Below are 21082 nucleotides of genomic sequence, written 5' to 3'. Positions count from 1 at the left end.
TAAATTTAGCATGGACTAAAGTGTACTTACTTTAAAGATATCGAGGGTCCTATACCTAAGATTGCCTTTTACTCAATAATGAGAGGATTCTAGGTCCTGTTCTGCTACGCAAACCCAAGTTCTAGGTTTTGGACATCAGAGAACATTGAACTATTTACTTAGTAACAGGTAACTTCAATCATACGGTGATTCGGCTCAAGAATTATGCTAGAAATCATCAATATTTATTTGGAAACGCCCAGAATGAACATTACGAGGATATTCATCCCTACAGTAATATATCAGACTCCGCATCTGTCTTTGAATCGAGGCTGGTAAGTCGGTTTAAAAAGCTAACTCTTTGATAGGAATTGAAGATTTCTTCCCCATACTTTTAGTGGTCAAAAATTTGCCACTGAGAGCTTGATTGTCATTAATGACAGTTGTTGTTAACATGCGTTAAAGTCTTTAATAATCAGGCATTTATGAAGATTCGGTGGTTATGGAAATCATTGATCTTAAAAGGGAAATTTATAAATGACGAAAAGTCTACGTAGTGTGCAGGTATCAGTCAATGTTCCGAAAACATTACTAAGCCGCATAGAGAAAAGCCGTAAAGGCTTGAGTAGGTCTGACTATATCAGGCAAGTGCTTGAGGAGTCGGAAAGCTATAAAGCGGAAAAAAAATTGAATGGTGTAGTATACACTCCGCAAAACCTTGCTGAGTATGTTTCTCATAAGGTGTTATCTTACTTTTTTTTAAATCAGAAGAATATAAAAAGGCTAGGTAGCCAATCAAAGAAATTAAGGGTCATTGATCCTGCATGTGGTGATGGCGAGCTTCTGCTAGCAATATCAAATGCCTCCTTTCCGGTAGATGGCTTTTTAAAGAGTGAACAACTTGAACTATATGGCTTAGATATTGATAAAAAATCCCTTTTGCAAACACAAAAAAGATTAACCGAGTATCATACTTTTACACCAATTCATACAAATGCTCTGTGTCCATTTAAGTCAGAACATGACATCGGTTGGTTGAATTTAAAGAAAAGACATTGTGGATTCGATAGCTTTGATATAGTTATAGCTAATCCCCCATGGGGAGCTGACGTTAGCGATTATTATAATCTTCTTTCAGATGGTAATTTTTCATTATTGAATAGGCAGTTCGATAGTTCAGATTTATTCATCGAATCAGCTCTAAAGAACCTTGAAGATGGTGGTTTTATTGCTTTCATTATTCCTGATTCGCTATTTTCTCAAGAAAGAGAGAGCTTGAGAGGTTATTTACTTTCTAAAACCAAAATCCACTTTATAGGCCGTTTCGGCGAAAAAATATTTAAGGATGTTAATCGGGCGTGCGCAGTCGTTATATGTGAAAAAGGTAAAGCTAATGACCAACATAAGATCGATTGTTTCAGACTTTCGGTTGAACATCGAAACCTTATTTTAGCTGGTAGTACTGACTTCCATTCCGCAGAGTTGGAATTGAGTCACAAAGTAGAGCAGTCCAGGTTCGAAAACAATAAAAACTATCTTTTTAACATTGATATAGATGCTGAGCTCGAAGCCACTTATAACAAGATACTCGGTCAATTAGATACTCTAGAAAATCATTTAAACAGTTCACGAGGTGTTGAGCTATCAAAAAAAGGTAATGTGATCCAATGCGTTAATTGTAAAAAATGGTCACCCTCACCCAGCAAAGAAACTTTCAAATGCTCTCATTGTAAATCATCTATGACGACTTTGGAGTGTCAAAAAGATATTATCATTCATAAACAAGTAATTAAAAACAGCAGACCTTTGATTGTTGGGGAGCACATCAGTCGTTACAGCTTACGATCTGATCTGTGGATAGATATTTCTAAGGATGGAATAAAGTATAAAAATTGTGACTTATATGAGAGTAATAAGTTAGTCGTCAGAAAAACTGGGATTGGAATTTCTGCTTCGATCGACTACTTGCAACGCATGACAAACCAAGTCGTATATATATTTAAATTAAAAGAAAAAAAGACAAAGTCATTTCCACTGGAATTTTTTTTAGCTTTGATAAATTCAAGACTAGCTTTTTTCCTAATAGCTATGTCGAATGGTGAGATTGAATGGAAATCCCATCCTTATATTACTCAGAAGCAAATTCTAGATTTCCCCGTACCAGATATTGAGAAGATTCCTACTGCCATGTTTGAAGAAATTTTATCAATTAGCAGTGAGATAAAAGAATCTCTAAAGCAAGGGGAGTTGATTTCTGAAACTCTTGACGCACGTTGTGAGAAGCTTATTGCTGCGCTCTATGGATTAAATAAAAAGGACTATAAATCGATTTTTATTGCAATAGAAAAATCTCAAGAACTTCTATCAGTTAAAGCTCTTAAAAATATTAAAATCGAAGATATATTTAATACAAAGGCTGTTTAATGGGATATAGATATATAGGCTCTAAATCGAAGATTATAGATGTCCTTTTAAAGAAAATTGGGGATATTGTTCCAGAAGGAGCCCACGTAGCCGACTTAATGACCGGTACTGCGACTGTGTCTATGGAGCTTCGTAAACTCGGATATAAGGTGACAGCAAATGATTTAATGACTTATTCGTATCATCATGCTGTTTCAGGATTAAAATTTTCAAAGCTTCCGACATTTCAACGGGCTAGAGATTTTGTTGAACAGTATTATAAACCAAAAGAAAATGAATCAAGCCCGACGCATTATCAAATGATGATTAACGCGCTGAATAACTCCAAACCCATTAAAGGTTATTTTTGGAAAGAGTTTTCACTTTCCGGAAAGCCAAGTAACACGGACAAACCGAGAAATTACTACAGTAGTGAAAATGCTGCGAAAATTGATGGCATTCGTGCAAATATTGAAAAACTGACAAAAAATAAGGCTTTAACTCATAACGAGAAAAGTCTTATTTTACACGACTTGATAATGGGGACGAATGATGTAGCTAATATTGCAGGGACATATGGACATCACATGGCGAATCTTGTCGGTCGCGCTAAAGATACTCTTAATTTATACCCCAGCAATTTGCTTTTGAAAAATGATGTTAAAAATCACACTGTACTACAAGGGTATGCTGAGGAGGTTTCAAGCAAAATTTCGTGTGATATCTGCTACATTGATCCTCCTTATATGAAAAGGCAATACGCTGCTAACTATCACATACTAGAAACTTTGGCTCGCGGAGATGAACCGGAAGCTATAGGAGTGAGTGGTCTGAGGCCTTGGCGAGACCAATATTCAAATTTTTGTACTAAAACAAAAATTCGTGACTCATTTCGGCTCATTTTCAATAATATGAAAACCAATAATTTTCTTATTAGCTACAGTGAAGATGGATTATTAAGTATTGAAGATTTTGTTGAACTATTATCTCCATTCGGAGATGTATACATAGACGAATTTGTTCACAAGCGGTTTAAAAGCAATAGCAGCCATCTCAAAAACCACTTAACTGAATATCTCATACATCTCAACAGATAATAGTTCAATCATAAGCTAACTCTAATTGGCATCTTTAAATAGCTCAGCATGTTCAGGATGCCAATGAATAGTGTAAGCCTTACCGTTAATATACAAGTCTAATAAAGCACTTCCATCTTCCATATGTAGCATGTCTTCCAAATTTATTGGAGAAACATCTGCATGATGGAGCATTGAATGTATTAGTGGGCTTAAGATTACCAAGTTTCTAGGGGCGTCAGAACCTCCTCTTCCAAGAGGGATCAAGTGATGAGCTTCAGTATAATTAACGCCATTTTTCTTCTTGAAGATAAACTCATCACCCGTAACTTGACATCTATTGTTATAAAGTCCTTTTAACTTTTTAACTAGTTTGGCGTTTCTTTTTCTAACCTTGACTGTCTTTTCAGAAGTCTCTACTTTTTCATCCGTAAAGTCTTCATCAAAAAGTTGGTCTATAACTTCAGTCTCGTCAATCTGATCTGCTTGGTTGTCAGGCTCTTTTACACTAATAACGCTGCTTGTTCTGAAAGGATGTTTAAGATCACCTATCGATAATAACAGTTGTCCATCATCGAAACTGAGAAAACCGGAAAATCCTTCCCGCCTAGACTCAGGTGAAAACATCTTTTCAAAAATTGAAGTGTCCTCTCCAACAAATGGAAGGTCTGCGGCGCCGTCATTTAAATACCAACCAGCCCATACTTGGCCATCAAAAGTTGATGCAATGAAGACTATCAGGCCGTCAGGACATTGATTGCGATCAGTAGGATCAATTGGCTTAGGAAAGCCGTAATGGGGCAACCATGCCTTAACTCTATTTGATCGGCTCGATTGTAGCTTCTGACTAGTTATACTCACCGATGCTGCTCGCCGCTGATAGATTTTTAATTCTTGACTAGAATCATGAGCCTCGTCTATACCAATACTAAAAATCGGAAACTCCCAGCAGGGGCCTTGAGTCGCAGTAGTTCTTTTTAAATTTTTAATCCCGGAAAAAAACTTTTCCCACTTATCAATACCTATTGATCTTACTGGAAAGTCGATATAGGCCTGCCCTCCACCACCAGTTTCAGTTCCCGGAGGTTTATTAATATTGAAGAAATCCGCTTGCGTTAAATGCCTAAAGATTAAATTTTTAACCGTCTTCAAGATAACCACCTGATTTTAATATAATACTCCCTTGACTTTTATTGTGTAGAACTCCGTATACTTACGCAAGTTCTAAAACTAAAAAGGAGTTAATTTATAATCTGTAAGTATGCCTTGCTCATAAAATCCTATAAATCCATGGGGTTAATTACCCTAAGGAATAAACTATTAGGAGAAGTGGTAGCGCTGGAATGACCCCTAATAAAAAAGTGCAATCATTTGTTTTTTGGTACTAACTCTGATAGACCAGTATTTTGGGGCTATATTGGAGACGATACAATGGATTGTGAAATAGGAAAAATAACTCTTTATTTATCCAAAACAGATAAATCCTTTGCGGACGTTATCGAGACTGGCAAACTTCCTGAAGAAGATTCTGATAAGTTCAAAATCAGGCGATTCACTGTTGCTGAACACCAATGTATTTTCTATTGCCAGCAAGTTAATAATCCTGCTCATGAAACACCCCCGTGGATAGACTTCATCAACGAAAATTTGGAGTATGAACAGCTTCTTAATTTCAGGCCTAGTTCAGAGCGTCCAAGTGGGTTACTACTAATCAAGAAGGAGAATCGCATATACGCTGCCGCTTTTGGAACAAGAGGCACAAGTTGGCTCGATAAGAAGAAATTTGAGCCTGACTTTGGTATTAAAGTAGCGATGAATATGTGTGGTAATGAAGAAGTTCGTCAAGCTAAGAGCGCAATCCAATCACATACAACCCAAATCATTGATCGGCAACTAACTAAACCTTCAAATTCATTTGATTTTGGCATGTCTGAAATTGAGTTTTTGAGATACATTTCTGCTCATATCCAAGACGATAATAATATTACATTACAAGGCAAAGACTGCTTAACAATTAAGATAATTGGCGAAGAAAAACTTAGTTGGGAAAGGTTAATTTATTTTCTTGACAAGTTTGTCGACTCATACGGTTCGGAGGCATATAAGGAGCTATTTCCGAATTACCCAAATTTATCGCCTGTTACAGAAGAAATACAAGAAACTTTAGATAACGTGCTCATAGAGAATTTAGTAAACGAACAGCTCGATACAATTCATTTGGCGATTCCGGACTTTTTATCTGATGACGAATATAGTTTTTCTTACTCCAACAAAGAAAAACGAAATAATTACATAGTCTCACACATTCGAATCGAAGATTTATACCAAGGTGCTCAAGCCATATTTAAAACAAAAGATGATATAACTGCCAAGTCAATAAAAAACAAGAAAGTTTACGCATATTCACATGATGAAGACAAAATCTTAGCTAACCTCTGTTGGAGCTTATACTCCTGCATAATAGCAGAGATTCAATACGAATCTCAGTGTTACATACTATCATTAGGTGAATGGCGGAAGGTCGACAATGACTTTTACGCTGCATTGAACAGCTTTGTTATAAATGACCTCCCCGAAGATAATCTAGCAGAACACTTTAACGGTATCGATATATCTTGCATTCAAAGCAGCCAAAATAGAGAAGGAATATTCAACGACAAGTATTGTGAAGTAAATCCCAATGCTATTAAATTTGATACTGCAAAACTTCGAATTGGCCTAGCAAGAAAAGACAAGGAGTTTTGCGACATACTAGAGCTTGAAAACGATATAGCTCGTATCGTTCAAGTCAAAAAGTATGGTGGTTGCAGTTCTATTAATTATTTATTTTCTCAGACTCGATTTTACTGTGAATTTTTCTTGACTGATGATGTATTTCTTGAGGAGATTAGAGGGTTCATTCAGAAATCCGGACACCCTAAAAGCAACGATTTCCTTGAACACATTAAGGAATCTACTGAAGATGTTGTTGGTGCTAATTATGAGGTTCAGATGTGGCTTCTCTATGATGAGAAAAAAGATAAACCTATGAAAGAAAATTTGCCTTTGATGGCTAAATATGAATTAAAGCTAACCTATGAACGCTTGCGAAAAACGTTAAAATATAAAAGGGTGAGCGTGGTTATGATTCCTGTAAAAATAGTAAACTTCACTAAAGCAAAGAAAAATAAAGTAACTTAAAATTGCCTATATTGCGCTCGTTACTTAACGTGGTAATGGATTATGCTTTCCAAAACATCTTATCTACCCCCCTGTTAATGCCTCACCGTGATCAAATGAAATTCCACCACGAACACAATCAGTATGGTTGAAATACGGCTAAGCGCATAGTGGGGAGCGCATTAATTGCTGCTATTTTTGTAGATTCTGAATCTCGTCTATGGGGCCTCATAATAGATAGGTCCCGAGGTCAAGTCTGGGTAAAAAGCGCCCGGAGCGAGCACCGCTCGATCAGCTTTTTACGCGAGGCATGGAGCGGAGCCTGACGATGCTCAGGGACGTTTTTTAGCTGGTGTCGAGAGCGCGCATAAGAAATAGCACCCAACTCTACTCTCTGTAACCCGACTCAGGGTTTTACCTCAAACCTCACAAAACATCTCTAGATTTTGATTAATATCACCAAAATATTTTTGTTGAAGCTCTTGGTATTCCGGTGTTTGCCAAACTTGGCTTTGGGCTTCATTGAACCGGTCTCTTAGGTTTGGGTCTTTAAACGCGACTTGGTAGTTGGTGGTAGCGATAGTGAGTCTGTTGAGCGGAGATGGATTATCGCTGGTGAGTAAGTAGTGGTTCAGAATGTTTCTGTCAATAACAATGGCTTGCACTCTGCCTCGTAACAGCATTTCTACTTGGGCACTCTGGTCGACTGTCTCATTGTAGTCTTCAGCTCGTTCTATGGCATTGCTAAAGTCTTCTCCGAGAACAATGTTTGCTGTTTGAAACGCTAACACGGAGAGCCCTAGTAAATCTTCCAAACTATTGATGGTTAGCCTGTCTTGCTGGCGCGTAACTACCATGTTCTGATACTGAATATAGGGGCAACTGTAGTAATAATCGTTAGGGCCAGTTTCTTCCTTTTGTAGGCTAGACGCGTCGAAAGCGTCCGCGCTTAAAGTTTCTCCTATCCGGCCGTTGGGAACATGAGTAAAGTTCACGTGAACACCCATGTGCGCGCCAATAAGTTCCATAAGCTCAATTTCATAACCGGAGTTAGACGTGAGGTCGATATAAGGTGGTTTGTGTAATCCCACTAAAACGTGCAAGGACGAAGCAGCTACCGGTGAAATCGAAAGCCATGTGACAAAGGCCAATGTAAGAGCCGTGTAACGTGCTGCTGCCTGAACCATAACTACCGCCTTAAGTCAGATTTATGCCTACTTAAGATCAGATTAGAATACTTTGGATGGAACGCACTATGACAAAAGGCAGAGTAACAACCAATTCTTAAAAATCACAGTGGGCGGCTAATTGCTGGTTCACTGTATTGAAATATTTTCTTTGCAGCTGTTGATAAGCCTCGGTTTGCCAAATACGTTGCTGTGCACTATCGAAGCGTTGTTGCAGAGAAGGGTCTTTAAACGCGACTTGATATCGTGTGGTGGCAATGGGGTATCTATTAAGTGTAGGCACATCACTGTATTGGCCAAGGTAGTAATTCAAAATATTTTCGTCTAACACTATGGCATTGGTGCGTTGGCGCATAAGCATTTCTACCTGGCTTCCTTGGTCTACGGTTTCAACATATTCGCTCGCTTGCTCAGCTGCGTTGGCAAAAGACGGTCCTAGAGCTCTGGTAGCGGTTTGAAAGGCAATAACATGGAGTCCAATGAGGTCATTGAGTTGGTTAATGACAATGTTATCGTCGGCTCGTGAAACAATTAAGTTGTGATACTCGATATAGGGGCAGCTGTAGTAAAAGTCGATGGTGTCGCTTGTTGGGCGCTGTAATGTAGCGGCATCAAATGCGTTTGCGGGCAAAGTGGTGCTGAGCCTTGCGATGGGAACATGGGTATAATTTACCGTTGCCCCCATTTCCTCTACGATCATTTCTATAAGTTCGAGTTCGTAACCCGTATTGGTCGACAAGTCTATATACGGAGGCATGTTCAGAGGAAGGAGAAAATGCAAAATTTCATCGGCGTCACTGGAGTCAGTGACACCGAAAAACAAGAATACCGCCGCTACTGTGCTTAATACCTTGCGCATATTTTGTGTAGAACCCGATTCTTTTTTGGTTTAATCCCTACACAAAGTTAGCATAACAGGGCGAAATTACGAATGACTCATTTTTGCACGGTGTGCATGAAGCTTTTTATAGCTTTCTATGAGTCGCAAGTGGCGATCTAGACCATCTAACTGCATATTTGTTTCAGTAAGTCCGTAAAAGCGTACAGAACCATTCACCGAGCCTGTAGCCGCCTGAAAGACATCGTCGCTATACATTCTAGCTAGGTTGTAGCTGTAGTCTTCTAGGTCTAAATCATCGTCCAGTGTAATTTCTAACACGGCTTCAAGTGCTCTATAAAATAGAACCCTAGCCACAGTGTTGTCGTTGTATTGTAAAAACTCTTGGACTAGCTCGTAGGCACTCTCTAGTTGTTCTAATGCAAGGTAAATAAGTAGCTTGAGCTCCAGAATGGTGAGCTGTCCCCAAACTGTATTCTCGTCAAACTCGACGCCAATAAGCGTAATAATGTCGATATAGTGGTCGAGCTGACTTTCTTCCAAGCGTTCAACTAGGCTTTGTAGTTGCTCTTCGTTAAGCCTGTGTAGGTTCAATATGTCTTCGCGGAATTGCAGCGCAACGTTGGTATTGTCCCAAATAAGGTCTTCTACTGGGTAAACCTCTGAATAGTTCGGAACGAGCATGCGTACAGCTGGTGCGCCTAAGTCGGTATAGATCGCGGTGTACACTTCTTTGCCCATATCCTGCAATATCGCCATCAGAGTTTGTACCTCTTCATCGTTCGAGCCTGAAAAGTCCCACTCAACAAAATCAAAGTCAGGTTTAGCGCTGAAAAACCGCCAAGAAATAACTCCGGTAGAATCGATAAAGTGCTCTACAAAGTTATTCGGCTCGGTGACTGCCATCGAATTAAAAGTGGGCAGTGGAATGTCGTTTAAGCCCTCAAAACTTCTTCCTTGCAATAGCTCTGTTAAGCTTCTTTCTAGAGCAATGGAGAAGCTGGGGTGAGCACCAAATGAGGCAAAAACGCCACCTGTTTTTGGATTCATAATGGTGACGCAGGCGACCGGGAATTGCCCCCCGAGAGAGGCGTCTTTAACTAGCACTGGAAATCCTTGGGCCTCCAGCGCATCAATACCTTCTACAAGATGCGGATACTGCTCCAACACATCTCTCGGCACTTCTGGAAGCGCAATTTCGTTCTCAATGATTTCACGCTTAACTGCGCGTTCGAAAATTTCTGATAAACACTGAACTTTAGCTTCTGCCAGCGTATTTCCGGCACTCATGCCATTACTAAGAAATAGGTTCTCAATCAGGTTAGAGGGAAAGTAAACCGTTTGTTGGTCTGATTCTCGTACGTAGGGTAACGAGACGATACCTCGGTCGATACGTCCAGAGTTAGTATCGATTAAGTGCGAGCCTCGCAATTCTTGTTCAGGGTTGTAAATACTTAAGCAATAGTCGTCGAGTAAGCCTGCTGGAATACTGTCGTCTTTTTCCAACGCAAACCATTTCTCGTTGGGATAATGCACAAAGTCGCTATGGGCAATTTCTTCTCCAAAATACTGGTCGTTGTAGAAGAAGTTGCAGTTGAGACGCTCGATAAATTCCCCTAAAGCGGAACATAAAGCGCTTTCCTTCGTTGCGCCTTTTCCGTTGGTAAAACAAGGTGGTGAAGCCGCGTCGCGAATGTGAAGTGACCAAACATGAGGAACAATATTTCTCCATGAAGCAATTTCTATTTTCATGCCGAGGTCTGCAAGAATTGAAGACATGTTAGAAATAGTTGTTTCGAGTGGAAGGTCTTTCCCTTCAATGTAGGTTTGAGAAGAGCCGTCGGGCGCACCTGTTAATAAAGCCTGTGCGTCTTCATCTAAATTCTCAACCACTTCAATTTCAAACTCTGGACCAGTTTGAACGACCTTCTTCACAGTACAACGGTCGATAGAACGCAAAATGCCTTGGCGATCCTTCTCGGAAATATCCTCGGGTAGCTCGACCTGAATTTTGAAGGTTTGGTTGTATCTATTTTCCGGATCAATAATATTATTTTGCGAGAGTCGAATATTCTCTGTCGGAATATTTCTGGCAACACAATATACTTTTACAAAATATGCAGCGCACATGGCTGACGAGGCAAGGAAGTAGTCAAACGGACTCGGCGCAGAACCGTCGCCTTTGTAACGTATCGGCTGATCGGTAATGACCGTAAAGTCGTCGAATTTAGCTTCTAGTCTTAAATTGTCTAGAAAGTTAACTTTTATTTCCATGGGAATGCCTAATTGAAGTGTACATTGCGTTTAGTGTGTATTATCGCCCGAATGCACCTGTCTTGTCACATCATTGGCAGCGCAGTAGCAATATAAAAATAGGAATAAGTATAGAATGCGGTTATTGATTAGGGTTGGCTCACAGAACCCAGTGAAAGTGAATGCAGCAAAAGTCACACTAGCTCGATATTTCCCTGAAGCTGAGTTGGACGTGCAAGGTGTTAGCGTGCCTTCTGAAGTTTCTGACCAACCGATGTCTGAGCAAGAAACATTGCTTGGAGCGAAGAACCGAGTAGTAAACCTACAACAGCAAACTGAAGCCGATTTTTATGTAGCATTTGAAGGTGGTGTGGACCAATTTTCGTATGGCACAGCCACGTTCGCTTACGTGGTTATTCAACATAAAAACCAGACTGCTGTAGGGCGCACTGGAGACTTACCTATTCCAGATGTTTTTTACCAAGAATTGAAAGCGGGTAAAGAGTTAGGCGACGTGCTTGATGACCACTTCCAAACCCAAAACATTAAGCAAAAGGGCGGAGCCATCGCGTTATTAACCGAGCAGCTTGAAACACGTGAAAGCACGTATGTTCAAGCGATGACTCTGGCAATGGCTCGAATAGTCAATTCTAGCCTTTTCACTTCATAATTGTGCCATTAGATCGTGAAGCTCGCGGTCGTTGTTGGCGCTATTTTCAAGAGCTAAGTTTTTGTAATGGGTTACTAGGTCTGCGTTGTTTTCTAAGCTTTGAAGTTGTGCCATGCGAGCGTAAGCCCATGGCAAGTCGGGTATTTCTAACTCGGAGTTGTAGTCAGTAATATATCGCTCCATAGCTTCAATGCCTTGGCTCACCCTTTGATGACTAAATACGGCGTTTCTGCCGATTTGATACAAGGCATTGAAATACGTGTCGTCGTGTTCAAAACCCTGTGAAGTAATGCGTACAAAAGACTCATGTGCCAATTCGTATTCTCCATGCTCTTGCAGGTTTAATCCCAGTCGTAATTGAATATTCGTAGCCTGCGGGTATTGCTCAGCCATTTTGTGTAACTCTTCTGAGTATCGCTCTGTATCAAACTCACGAACTATGCGTAGGTGAGCGACAGCTCCTTGAACTTCGTCGAGCTCCTGAATATTGCGCATTTCTTGTTTCGCAGCTTCCTCCCCGCCACCTACAATACTGGGGGCACTTAGATAGTAGTTGAATAAGGCGAGTCGGTAAGTCAAATTCCTAGGCTCGAGAGTTACCGCGTTTTCTAAACAACGGCGGCTCTTTCCGGCGAAGCGCATCGCTTTCATTATGCCTTCACTGGCTCGTATGCCGTAAATAACACCACAGTAGTAATTCACTTGAGCATGGTTAGGAGCAATATCTAGGGCTTGCTCCATGAACTGCTGCGCTTGGTTCAACCGGTCAGGAAAATGTATTTCGATGTTTTCAACTAGGCTGTTTACATGCTGCTCTTCTGCATTTAATTGGGTCGAACAGACAATGAGTGCGATCAACAGGCCGTTTTTGATTCTGGATATAAATTTCATAAGGTATCTCCCGTTTATTGCCGCACTTAAATAGTGCTCGTGGACTCTGGTTTATGTTGTTTAGGAGGGTCGTATTTTCTAGAAAGCTTGGCGACAAAAAATGTACCTATAATGCCCGGAGCAATCCAAAGCGCTGTGTAAAAGTCACCCGTAACGGACAACCACGTAGCGCCGCCAAAAACTAAAAAAGCAGTGTATGCGCCAATCCCTGATCCGATATAGGCACCGAGATGCTCGCGCAACCATGCCTTTTTAGAAAATGACTTTGAGAAAATGAACTTGATATTGGAGAGGCCGACCCACGCACCTAAAGCTCCAAAAACAATATGCAAAATTAAACCGTTGAGCGAACCCACAATAATGAGTGCTAATCCATTCAGGGCTAACACCCCACATACCGCGATAAGGTAGGGCTTTTTTAGGCCCTCGTGATTACTTTTGTTGCGGAGCACTGCGTTGCCATAAAGCACCGAAGAGTGAATAAGTACGCCCAAGTGAATGAGAAACCATGCGAAAAGGTGAGCGTATTGCACCCGTTGTTCCGCCAAGTGGGCTACCGAATAGAGATGAGGTTTAACCTGAGCGGTAAAAAGTAATACGAGTAAAGACATTGCTATACCACTGAAAGCGACAGTGTTCATGCTTAAACCGTAATACCCACCAAATTTCTTGTGGTTTAACCCTCCCTTTCTTGATACAGCAGGTATCCAGAAAAGAAGGAGTGATAAGGTTCCTGCAACCACGTGTGTTATTAGGAAAATGTGAAATAGATTTTGCATAACAAGCCCCCGATGGGTGTTTAACGATGAGGCAATGGTAGGGAAAAGGAAAAGCTGCGTGCAGTGACAAAAGTCATGACTTGAAAAGTGACTTTTGACCTATTGGTCTTATTAAAGAGGCAGGGCATACTTGCTCAATGAACTTTAAATCATTCAATTTCAAAGTAGGTGCTGATCAAGTAAGCGGTGTGTTTACCGTTGCACTGGTCGCTTGTATCGACATTTGGCTCTTATGGAGTCAAATGGGCGCAAGTGTGGGTAGGTTGGCGCTACTCGCGCTGATTTATGGCGCTTTTGCTGTTTTATTTTTTGTGTCTACGCTCGACACGAAACCACCACAAGCACCTAAGCTAAAGGCAATATTAATTGCTATACAGTTCACTTTAGTTTGCGGCATTGTCGTAACTACACCGAACCCTTTCGCTGCCATTCTGTTAGTGATATGGATAGCCCAACTGCCATATTTGATGTCGTTTAGATTGGCGTTAGCCTTGTCTCCTGTGTGGAGTGTTATTACTTGGTCGTTGTATGCCTGGCGCTGGGAAACCGACGGTGTCTTTATTATGGGGTTGCTTTATTTTGCATTCAACGTGTTTGCTTTAATTATGATGGAGGCGCGTAAAGAGGCTGAATTTGAACGCGAACGTGCAGAACAAGCAAATAGAGAGTTAATAGCCATGCAGTCATTGTTGCAAGAAGGAAGCAAGCAAGAAGAGCGGCTGCGTATTGCGCGTGATATTCACGATTTGGTGGGGCATCACTTAACTGCTCTTAACTTGCAGTTACAAGTATTGACGCGAACCGTTCCTGAAAACTGTAAGCGAGAGGTAGAGCAGAGTCATGCTATAGCCAAACTGTTACTGGCAGACGTGCGAGAAGCTGTCAGCGATATCCGTGCACATGACTACTTAGACCTGAAACAAGCAATTGAAAAATTGATAGATCGCCTGCCAGGAGTAGAGGTACGTTTGACTATTCCAGAGAAGGTGGCTGTTTTAAATTTAGAGCAAGGCATGGTGCTCTTACGAAGCGTGCAAGAGGCAATGACTAACGCCATAAAGCATGGAAGGGCTTCACTGATTCACATTCGAGTAAGGCAGAGCAAAACAGAGTTGCTCGCAGAAGTTGAAGACAACGGAATAGGTGCTCACTACTTAGTAAAAGGCAATGGCTTAACGGGCATGCAAGAACGTATTCACCAGTTAGGCGGAGAGCTAACGTTGCAATCCTTAGAGCCAGGCTTTTTGCTGCGTTTAACGCTGCCACTTAAGAGGCTTGTATGAGTCAGAAATCCTATCGTGTGCTGCTCGTAGACGACCAGAAGCTCGTACGTCAAGGTTTAAAGAGTCTATTGTCGCTCTCACCAGAAATAGACGTAATCCATGACGTTCCCGACGGTACTGAAGCGTTAGAGTGGCTGCGTGAACATTCCAGCTCCGTTGATGTCATTTTACTCGATATTCGTATGCCGAAGTTGAATGGTATCGAGACCCTGCAAGCGATGCATAGTGAAGGTATTCATATTCCAACGTTGATTCTAACTACGTTTGACGACCATGAGTTGTTGCTTGACGCGTTAAAAGCCGGGGCTAAAGGGTATTTACTAAAAGACGTTGAATTAGAAACACTAGTCAACGGTATTGAGCGGGTATTTCATGGCGAATCAATGATTCAGCCTTCGATTACCACTCAGCTGTTGAGTGGCTTAAGCAACTTGAAGTCCGAGTTTGATGCTTTTGAACAGCCAGAGCCATTGTCTGTAAAAGAGGTTGAAATATTAAGGCTGATGGCTGCAGGGTGCAGTAACAAGGAGATTGCAGAAGCTTTGTTTAAGTCAGAGGGAACGGTGAAAAACCAAGTGAGTACGATTATGTCTAAACTTGGAGTTAGAGACCGAACCCGCGCTGTTCTTAAAGCTATCGAGCTCGGTCTTCTATCTTCTTAAGCTATAGTTAGTGCTGCTCTTGCGCTATTGCGTCGTCCATTTCACTTTCAAGTTTGGCACTTTCGTCAGCACGTGGCTTCACAAATCGAGCAAGCCCTAAATACAGCACAGGTGTCAGATAAAGCGTAAACACCACAGCGATACCGAGCCCACCGAAGACAACCCAACCAATTGCGTTACGCGCTTCTGCACCTGCTCCTGTGGATAGAATAAGAGGTAATGCACCGAGCAAGGTTGATACCAAAGTCATCACAATCGGGCGCAATCGAATAGTGGCAGCTTTCTCAACCGCCTCGCGTACCGAAAGTCCTTTGTCTCTTAATTGGTCGGCAAACTCTACGAGTAGTATTGAGTTCTTCGCCAGTAGACCAATAAGCATGACCAAACCAATTTGTGAATAGATGTTGATACTATTGCCGGTGAGGAACAGGGCAAATAAAGCTGCTGCAATACCAAACGGCACAGTAATCATCACCACAATGGCACTATTCACACTTTCAAACTGTGCGGCCAATACCAAAAATACAATAAGGAAAGCTAACACATAGGTTAAGACAACCTCGCGAGCGGTTTCTTCAAAGGTTTGTGCTTCACCCAAGAAAATTAGACCGATGCCTGCTGGCAGCTCGTCTTGCGCTATGGCTCGAAGAGACTCAACAGCTTCTTCAATTGTAAGGTTTGGTGGCAGTTCCATGTCTATTTCAATGGCACGACGCTGTGACTGGCGCTCTAGCTCCGCTGCAACACCTTCTTCGGTAATGGTAGCAAGGCTGGACAGTGGTACTAATGTTCCGTCTTGCGCGCCCACATAGAGGTTTCTCAAATCACTTGGATCTTGAACACGGCTTCTATTCGCGCGCAGCATAATAGGAATAGATTGGTCTCCCACATTTAGGTCTGCAATATCGTCGCCGTTAATCGCTACCCGAAGTGTGGTGGATATGTCTGAAAGGGCTACACCAAGTTCCTCGGCTCTTCGGCGATCAATGTTGACTCGAAGCTGAGGCTGGGTTGGCTGGTAGCCGATACGCGGGTAACCGACTTCCGGAAGTTCGCTGCGAATTCTAGCGGTGAATGCCAAAGCAGCTTCATATATGCCTTCGTATGTAGGCCCAGTAAGTGCTAACTCAAGACCTCCGCCTTGCCCACGTAGGTTCAAACTATTACTACCAAAGGCACGTCCGGATACACCCGCAACATTGGAAATAGGCCCATTTATTTCTTCAATAATTTGCTGCTGCGACTTTTCCCTTTCATCCCAGTGTTTAAGCTGGACGGTAATGAAGGTTAAGTTCGGATCCCACTGACCTACCACCGTATAAATAGAGTCGATTTCTCCTTCCGCAGCATAAGGCAGTAAAATCTCTTCTAGTTTATACGCTTGGCGATCCATAAAGTCTAAGCCGACTCCGTCAGGACCTCGTGCGAATATTCTCACTGTTCCGCGGTCTTCGGTTGGCATAAGCTCATTTTCAAGTAACTGGTATGCGCTGAACGCTCCTGCAGCCAGTAGCACGCTAATTCCAAATACCCACCATGCATGGTTTAAGCAAAATTTAAGTGAGCTGCCATATAGCTTTACTAGTTTGTCGCCAATGCGTACTAGCATGCTTTTCTTATGGTTTTTCAACGGAAGCTTTGCTGTTAACGCTGGAACCAAAGAAAGTGCCACGAAAGACGAAATAATTACTGCTATGGCAAGTGTTCCGCCAAACTCTCGGAACAGCATTCCCGCTGTAGAAGGCAAAAAGGCGATAGGAATAAATACAGCAGCCAGCACAGCAGTAGTTGCGACTACCGCGAAGAAAACTTCACGCGTTCCTATTACTGCTGCAGCTCTTTTACCCAGCCCCATAGCTCTGCGCCGCTGAATATTCTCGGTAACAACGATGGCATCGTCCACAATAAGACCCGTGGCGAGTACAAGGGCTAACAAAGTCAAAATGTTGATCGAGAAGCCAAGTACCCAAAGTGCAGAAAGTGCACCCACAAGTGCTACTGGAATGCTTGCGGCAGGAATAATTGTCGCGCGCCATGAACCAATGAATAAACGAAGCGTGAGCACGACCAGAATAATCGTCAGGGTAAGTGAGAAAATAACTTCTCTTACGGAACCACGTATGAACTCTGCATCATCAGACGTCACCTGGAAGGTTAAATCAGGAAATCGTGTTTTAAGGTTTTCGATTTGCGCTAAAACCTCATTAGAAATCTCTATGGTATTAGAGCCAGCTTGACGCAATATCCCTAGTCCGATAACTGGGCGCCCGTCTAAGCGAACCATATTTCCCGCATCTGCTGGACCAAAAAATACATTGGCGACGTCACTTACTCTAGTCGTTCCAGAAATAACAATGTCTTCAACTTGCTCTGCGCTTACTGAAGTAGCGTCGGCTCGCACGATGAGCTGCTGATCGGTCGACTTCAATGACCCAGCAGGAACGTCAAACGGCGCTTGGCGCAGCGCGTTTGCTACATCCACTGCTGTTAAATTAAAACTCGCCAAACGCAGCGGATCTATATTTACGCGCATGACACGCTCACGCGCCCCGCGTAGTTGCACGTCGGCAACGCCTGGAATATTTAGGAAAAGCGGCGCTAAGTCCGTTTCAATACGTTCTGTGAGCTGTTCGAGCTGCAGGGTTTCACTAGAAATAGCGACACTAACAACCGACTGAGCGTCGTTGTCGGCTTTAATAATAGCTACTTGCTCTACCTCTGGTGGTAGCTGGCGCTGTACTCGGCTGACAGACTCCCGCGTTTCATTGGCAGCAGTGTCCAAGTCGACGTTCGGGCGAAACTCAATCACTATCCGTGAACTGCCTTCTTCACTAGACGAGCGAATCGACTTAACTCCACTCACGCGAGCGGCTGCAGCTTCTAATCGGCTGGTAACTTCGTTATCTACGGTTTCTGGAGAACCGCCTGGGAATCGAGCGGTTACCGACACAATGGGTCGGTCTACGTCTGGAAGTTCACGAACTTCAAGGCCGTTCAACGCTGCTATACCCGCAATAATAATAAGCAGGTTGAGTACAACAATAAGAACAGGTCGTCTTATGGAAAGAGACGGTAAGTCATTGGTGAGTTTGTCTGTTTCGTGGCTCATGGCTACTCTCCTTGCATACTCACCGAAAGTGCTTGTCCAGGGCGCAGGGTTTGAACACCCTCAACAACAATAATGTCTTGCGCGGTTAATGCTGACTCCACAAGTATTTCGCCGCGGCGACGTTGCTGTATTTCTACATTGACGCGCTCTGCTTTGTCGTCGTTAACCCGCCATACGTAAGCGCCTTCAGCCCCCCACATTAGCGCTGCTTCTGGTACTACAGCGTAAAATTCCCCTTCTACTTCTAGGTTCACTCGAAAGCTCATACCTGGGCGATATTTGTCTTCTTCATTGTCGAGAATCGCACGTACGCGAATGGTTCGTGATTGGGCGTCTACGCGCGAGTCGATGTCGGCAATGCGTAGTGTTAAGGCCTGAGTACTATTCTGCCAAGGTGTAGCTGTAACTGTGTCTTCTGTTTGCAGCATGTTAAGTGCGGTTTCTGGTGCTTGGAAATTCACAAATAGACGCTCGCGCGAATCGATCGTTGTGATCACAGTACTGGTTGAAATACGGTCGCCTACTTCAATATCTGTTAAGCCAACAACCCCGTCGAATGGTGCGCGTACAAACCTATCTTCCAAGTTGGTTTCTGCTTCTCTTTTTCTTACCTCTGCTAAGTCTCTGGCTGTTATGGCGTCGTCTAATTCGCTTTGTGGAATAGCACCGCGTTCTCGGCTGGCTGCTAATCTTTCTACGGTGCGCTGTGCGTCAGCAAGCTCAATTTCAGCACGAGCTAGGTCGGTGCGTTGACGGCGGCTATCTAACTCAACAAGTACGTCGCCTTGCTCTACACGCTGGCCGGTACCGAAATGCACGTTAGTCACTAAGTCGCCTACTGCTGGATAAATCACAACAGAATTTATCGCTTCGGTATTACCTACAGCTTCCACCCGCTGTGTTCTGGCGTCGAAAGTAATAGTGGATGCCACCACTTGCGCTGCTCTGCTTCCCCCCCATTGTTGAGCGTGGGAGCTCGGTGCAAAGGCTATGAAAATAGTAAGAAGTGCGACTACAGCAATGCGCATGAAAAATTCCTTGTAAAGATAAAGAAAAAAGCTCGTGACTATAGTACGTATTCTTGCGGAAGTTGATCAAAAAATGCCATCAGATGAGAATAATTTGCGATTAGAGAAGGTTTTGAGAACGCTTACGTCAAAACTGTCAAAAAGTGTTCGTAAATGTTACGAACTGTGCTTTTCGCTTGCGTTTGAATTATGAGGTTCATAATATCCGTACGTAACCTATTTGGAGGCGTTATGAAAATTATAAAATCAATTTTAATTTTAACTTTCGCAGCTGTTGCTGCTGTGGGATGTGCAAGTTCTTCTAACGAGAGTTCTATTTCTCCTACAACGGTAAGTGTGCCTGAGTACCGTACATTTTTGAATGAACTAGACGTAGCGGTTCAGCAAGGCGTACCACGTGAAATGGAAGAAGACGAAATTAACCAAGTGAATGCATTAACTAGTGGCATTCGTCGTATTCTTGAAGGCCATGAGTCAATTGATACTGTGAGTGAAATGGACCGTACTCGCGTTTTCAACATGCACGAGAACTTACAAGCTGTATTGTTAGGTGACCGCGCAAGCCAAGTTATTTGCCGTAGTGAACGTTCTACAGGTACGAACTTTAAAACTACAAGCTGCATGACTCGTGCAGAGTGGGATATGCGTAAACAAGCTGTAGAGCGCTTATTCAACCAAGGCACTGGTTTCGGTTCGAGTATGTCAGCACCTGAAGGGCGATAATCGTTCCTTGTTAATCTTTGAAAGCCCTTGATGAGCAATCGTCAGGGGCTTTTTTGTTTCTGCTCTGCGGTAACAGTAGTGTTTTTCCCAAGTTTCTTGGCTTGGTAAAGCGCAGAGTCTGCTTGCTCTATAAGCTCGTACGCTCCAGTCTCATGCTCCGCATAACTGGCAATTCCGATACTAATTTGAAGCTTGGTGGTGTCGTTATCGATATCAAAAGTTTGTTTTTGTAAGTCCTGATGCAACTGGTGAGCAAGTTGCTCAGCTTGTGTTGAGTTCAAACCCGGCAACATAAACAGGAATTCGTCACCGCCAAAGCGGAATATAATGTCAGAACCGCGCCTATTGGAGCGGAGAAAACGACCGAAGTCTCTCAGAACTTGGTCACCCACTTGATGTCCGTAATTGTCGTTGAGCTGTTTAAAGTTATCTAAATCGACCATCATTATGGAAAGTGGAACTTTTTGGCGCTGTGAGCGAGCGATTTCATGATGAAGAAACTCGTCAAGATGTCTTCGGTTCAATAAGCTCGTAAGCGGGTCGCGCATCGACTCTTCAGCGAGTTGCTTGTGCACAACTTCCAGTTCTCTAACTTTACTCTCAAGCTTACGTTTGCTGAGTTCTAACGACTCTTCGATCGATTTTCTCAAGCTTATATTTCTACTTATACCGCCAATGCGGTACTGGCCAGTTTCTGGGTCTTCAAAACGAAATAAGCTTGTTTCAAAAACTTCGTAGTCAAAGTCTGTGCCTCCACTGTCTTCTTCATAAACAAGGTGACGACCTGACTCCAATACTTGCTGATATGTCGCAATAATCCTTTCTGCCGCAGCTCCCTCTCCTAAAACTTGTCTTAGCGTTCTTCCAATCACTTGTTCTGGTTCCATACCAAAAAACCTAAGCATGGTCGCGTTTCCAGAGACAAGCTCAAAGTCTCCATCCTCGCAGGGCTTTGCGATAAACAAGTGATCGGTGAGTTGGTTGAAGTACTCAACTAACACTGAGTTGGGTATTGGAAAATGCTTAGATTCCATGGTCGACG

At 42.6% G+C, this 21082-nt stretch carries 16 protein-coding genes; 7 read left to right on the top strand and 9 right to left on the bottom strand.

Features of this window, described 5'->3' with window-relative positions; translation table 11 throughout:
* The first annotated feature begins 516 nt into the window (after positions 1–516).
* Positions 517–2403, top strand: coding sequence for an N-6 DNA methylase (locus DQX04_RS11940; RefSeq protein ID WP_111916167.1), 1887 nt, complete (start codon positions 517–519; stop codon positions 2401–2403).
* Positions 2403–3479, top strand: coding sequence for a DNA adenine methylase (locus tag DQX04_RS11935; protein WP_111916166.1), 1077 nt, complete (start codon positions 2403–2405; stop codon positions 3477–3479). The genes DQX04_RS11940 and DQX04_RS11935 overlap by 1 nt, the downstream gene beginning before the upstream one ends.
* Before the next feature lie 21 nt (positions 3480–3500).
* On the opposite strand, the gene DQX04_RS11930 is transcribed toward DQX04_RS11935, so the two are convergent.
* Entirely contained in the window at positions 3501–4610 is a 1110-nt protein-coding gene (locus DQX04_RS11930; RefSeq protein WP_111916165.1) for an HNH endonuclease, read from the bottom strand.
* 279 nt (positions 4611–4889) lie between these two features.
* Here DQX04_RS11930 and DQX04_RS11925 point away from each other — a divergent pair, with 279 nt between their 5' ends.
* Positions 4890–6638 carry a DUF6119 family protein gene (locus DQX04_RS11925; protein WP_111916164.1) on the top strand — a complete coding sequence of 583 codons (1749 nt, stop codon included), beginning with the start codon at positions 4890–4892 and terminating at the stop codon, positions 6636–6638.
* A gap of 398 nt (positions 6639–7036) precedes the next feature.
* Here DQX04_RS11925 and DQX04_RS11920 read toward each other — a convergent pair whose 3' ends face one another.
* The 3 genes from DQX04_RS11920 to DQX04_RS11910 form a co-directional block, all read right to left on the bottom strand.
* Positions 7037–7804 carry an ABC transporter substrate-binding protein gene (locus DQX04_RS11920; protein ID WP_111916163.1) on the bottom strand — a complete coding sequence of 256 codons (768 nt, stop codon included), beginning with the start codon at positions 7802–7804 and terminating at the stop codon, positions 7037–7039.
* Positions 7805–7901: 97 nt separating this feature from the next.
* A complete protein-coding gene (locus tag DQX04_RS11915) occupies positions 7902–8663 on the bottom strand; it encodes an ABC transporter substrate-binding protein (RefSeq protein ID WP_111916162.1) in 762 nt (253 codons plus the stop codon).
* A gap of 66 nt (positions 8664–8729) precedes the next feature.
* Complete coding sequence (locus DQX04_RS11910; RefSeq protein ID WP_111916161.1) at positions 8730–10916, bottom strand: OsmC domain/YcaO domain-containing protein; 2187 nt, start codon at positions 10914–10916, stop codon at positions 8730–8732.
* Positions 10917–11031: 115 nt separating this feature from the next.
* On the opposite strand from DQX04_RS11910, the gene yjjX reads away from it, so the two are divergent.
* Positions 11032–11565: an inosine/xanthosine triphosphatase gene (gene yjjX, locus DQX04_RS11905; protein ID WP_111916160.1), complete on the top strand. Its 534-nt coding sequence runs from the start codon at positions 11032–11034 to the stop codon at positions 11563–11565.
* Here the strand turns inward: yjjX and DQX04_RS11900 are convergent.
* Together DQX04_RS11900 and DQX04_RS11895 are read right to left on the bottom strand one after the other, a co-directional pair.
* Complete coding sequence (locus DQX04_RS11900) at positions 11560–12456, bottom strand: lipopolysaccharide assembly protein LapB (RefSeq protein WP_111916159.1); 897 nt, start codon at positions 12454–12456, stop codon at positions 11560–11562. The genes yjjX and DQX04_RS11900 overlap by 6 nt on opposite strands.
* 26 nt (positions 12457–12482) lie before the next feature.
* On the bottom strand, positions 12483–13097 hold the full coding sequence (locus DQX04_RS11895) for a hypothetical protein (protein WP_126266361.1): 615 nt from the start codon (positions 13095–13097) through the stop codon (positions 12483–12485).
* 275 nt (positions 13098–13372) lie between these two features.
* Between DQX04_RS11895 and DQX04_RS11890 the strand changes: the two genes are divergently transcribed.
* Positions 13373–14518, top strand: a complete 1146-nt coding sequence (locus DQX04_RS11890; RefSeq protein WP_111916157.1) for a sensor histidine kinase — start codon at positions 13373–13375, stop codon at positions 14516–14518.
* On the top strand, positions 14515–15180 hold the full coding sequence (locus DQX04_RS11885) for a response regulator transcription factor (RefSeq protein ID WP_111916156.1): 666 nt from the start codon (positions 14515–14517) through the stop codon (positions 15178–15180). The genes DQX04_RS11890 and DQX04_RS11885 overlap by 4 nt, the downstream gene beginning before the upstream one ends.
* A gap of 7 nt (positions 15181–15187) precedes the next feature.
* Here DQX04_RS11885 and DQX04_RS11880 read toward each other — a convergent pair whose 3' ends face one another.
* A complete protein-coding gene (locus DQX04_RS11880) occupies positions 15188–18289 on the bottom strand; it encodes an efflux RND transporter permease subunit (RefSeq protein ID WP_111916155.1) in 3102 nt (1033 codons plus the stop codon).
* Positions 18290–18291: 2 nt separating this feature from the next.
* Positions 18292–19317 (bottom strand): efflux RND transporter periplasmic adaptor subunit, encoded by a 1026-nt coding sequence (locus DQX04_RS11875; protein WP_111916154.1) that lies wholly within the window; start codon positions 19315–19317, stop codon positions 18292–18294.
* Positions 19318–19548: 231 nt separating this feature from the next.
* Here DQX04_RS11875 and DQX04_RS11870 point away from each other — a divergent pair, with 231 nt between their 5' ends.
* Entirely contained in the window at positions 19549–20040 is a 492-nt protein-coding gene (locus tag DQX04_RS11870; protein WP_111916153.1) for a hypothetical protein, read from the top strand.
* 41 nt (positions 20041–20081) lie between these two features.
* On the opposite strand, the gene DQX04_RS11865 is transcribed toward DQX04_RS11870, so the two are convergent.
* Positions 20082–21074, bottom strand: coding sequence for a sensor domain-containing diguanylate cyclase (locus DQX04_RS11865; RefSeq protein WP_111916152.1), 993 nt, complete (start codon positions 21072–21074; stop codon positions 20082–20084).
* Positions 21075–21082: the final 8 nt, after the last annotated feature.

Source organism: Aliidiomarina sp. B3213, from assembly GCF_003290085.1.
In the GTDB taxonomy this organism is placed as follows: Bacteria; Pseudomonadota; Gammaproteobacteria; order Enterobacterales; family Alteromonadaceae; genus Aliidiomarina.
This window is presented reverse-complemented; position numbering and strand designations above follow the sequence as displayed.

Coding starts and splice junctions, on each gene's coding strand:
- DQX04_RS11870 (WP_111916153.1), top strand. CDS start 19,549: ATGAAAATTATAAAATCAATTTTAATTTTAACTTTCGCAGCTGTTGCT.
- DQX04_RS11925 (WP_111916164.1), top strand. CDS start 4,890: ATGGATTGTGAAATAGGAAAAATAACTCTTTATTTATCCAAAACAGAT.
- DQX04_RS11920 (WP_111916163.1), bottom strand. CDS start 7,804: ATGGTTCAGGCAGCAGCACGTTACACGGCTCTTACATTGGCCTTTGTC.
- DQX04_RS11900 (WP_111916159.1), bottom strand. CDS start 12,456: ATGAAATTTATATCCAGAATCAAAAACGGCCTGTTGATCGCACTCATT.
- DQX04_RS11910 (WP_111916161.1), bottom strand. CDS start 10,916: ATGGAAATAAAAGTTAACTTTCTAGACAATTTAAGACTAGAAGCTAAA.
- DQX04_RS11895 (WP_126266361.1), bottom strand. CDS start 13,097: ATGAACACTGTCGCTTTCAGTGGTATAGCAATGTCTTTACTCGTATTA.
- DQX04_RS11875 (WP_111916154.1), bottom strand. CDS start 19,317: ATGCGCATTGCTGTAGTCGCACTTCTTACTATTTTCATAGCCTTTGCA.
- yjjX (WP_111916160.1), top strand. CDS start 11,032: ATGCGGTTATTGATTAGGGTTGGCTCACAGAACCCAGTGAAAGTGAAT.
- DQX04_RS11915 (WP_111916162.1), bottom strand. CDS start 8,663: ATGCGCAAGGTATTAAGCACAGTAGCGGCGGTATTCTTGTTTTTCGGT.
- DQX04_RS11880 (WP_111916155.1), bottom strand. CDS start 18,289: ATGAGCCACGAAACAGACAAACTCACCAATGACTTACCGTCTCTTTCC.
- DQX04_RS11890 (WP_111916157.1), top strand. CDS start 13,373: ATGAACTTTAAATCATTCAATTTCAAAGTAGGTGCTGATCAAGTAAGC.
- DQX04_RS11885 (WP_111916156.1), top strand. CDS start 14,515: ATGAGTCAGAAATCCTATCGTGTGCTGCTCGTAGACGACCAGAAGCTC.
- DQX04_RS11865 (WP_111916152.1), bottom strand. CDS start 21,074: ATGGAATCTAAGCATTTTCCAATACCCAACTCAGTGTTAGTTGAGTAC.
- DQX04_RS11935 (WP_111916166.1), top strand. CDS start 2,403: ATGGGATATAGATATATAGGCTCTAAATCGAAGATTATAGATGTCCTT.
- DQX04_RS11940 (WP_111916167.1), top strand. CDS start 517: ATGACGAAAAGTCTACGTAGTGTGCAGGTATCAGTCAATGTTCCGAAA.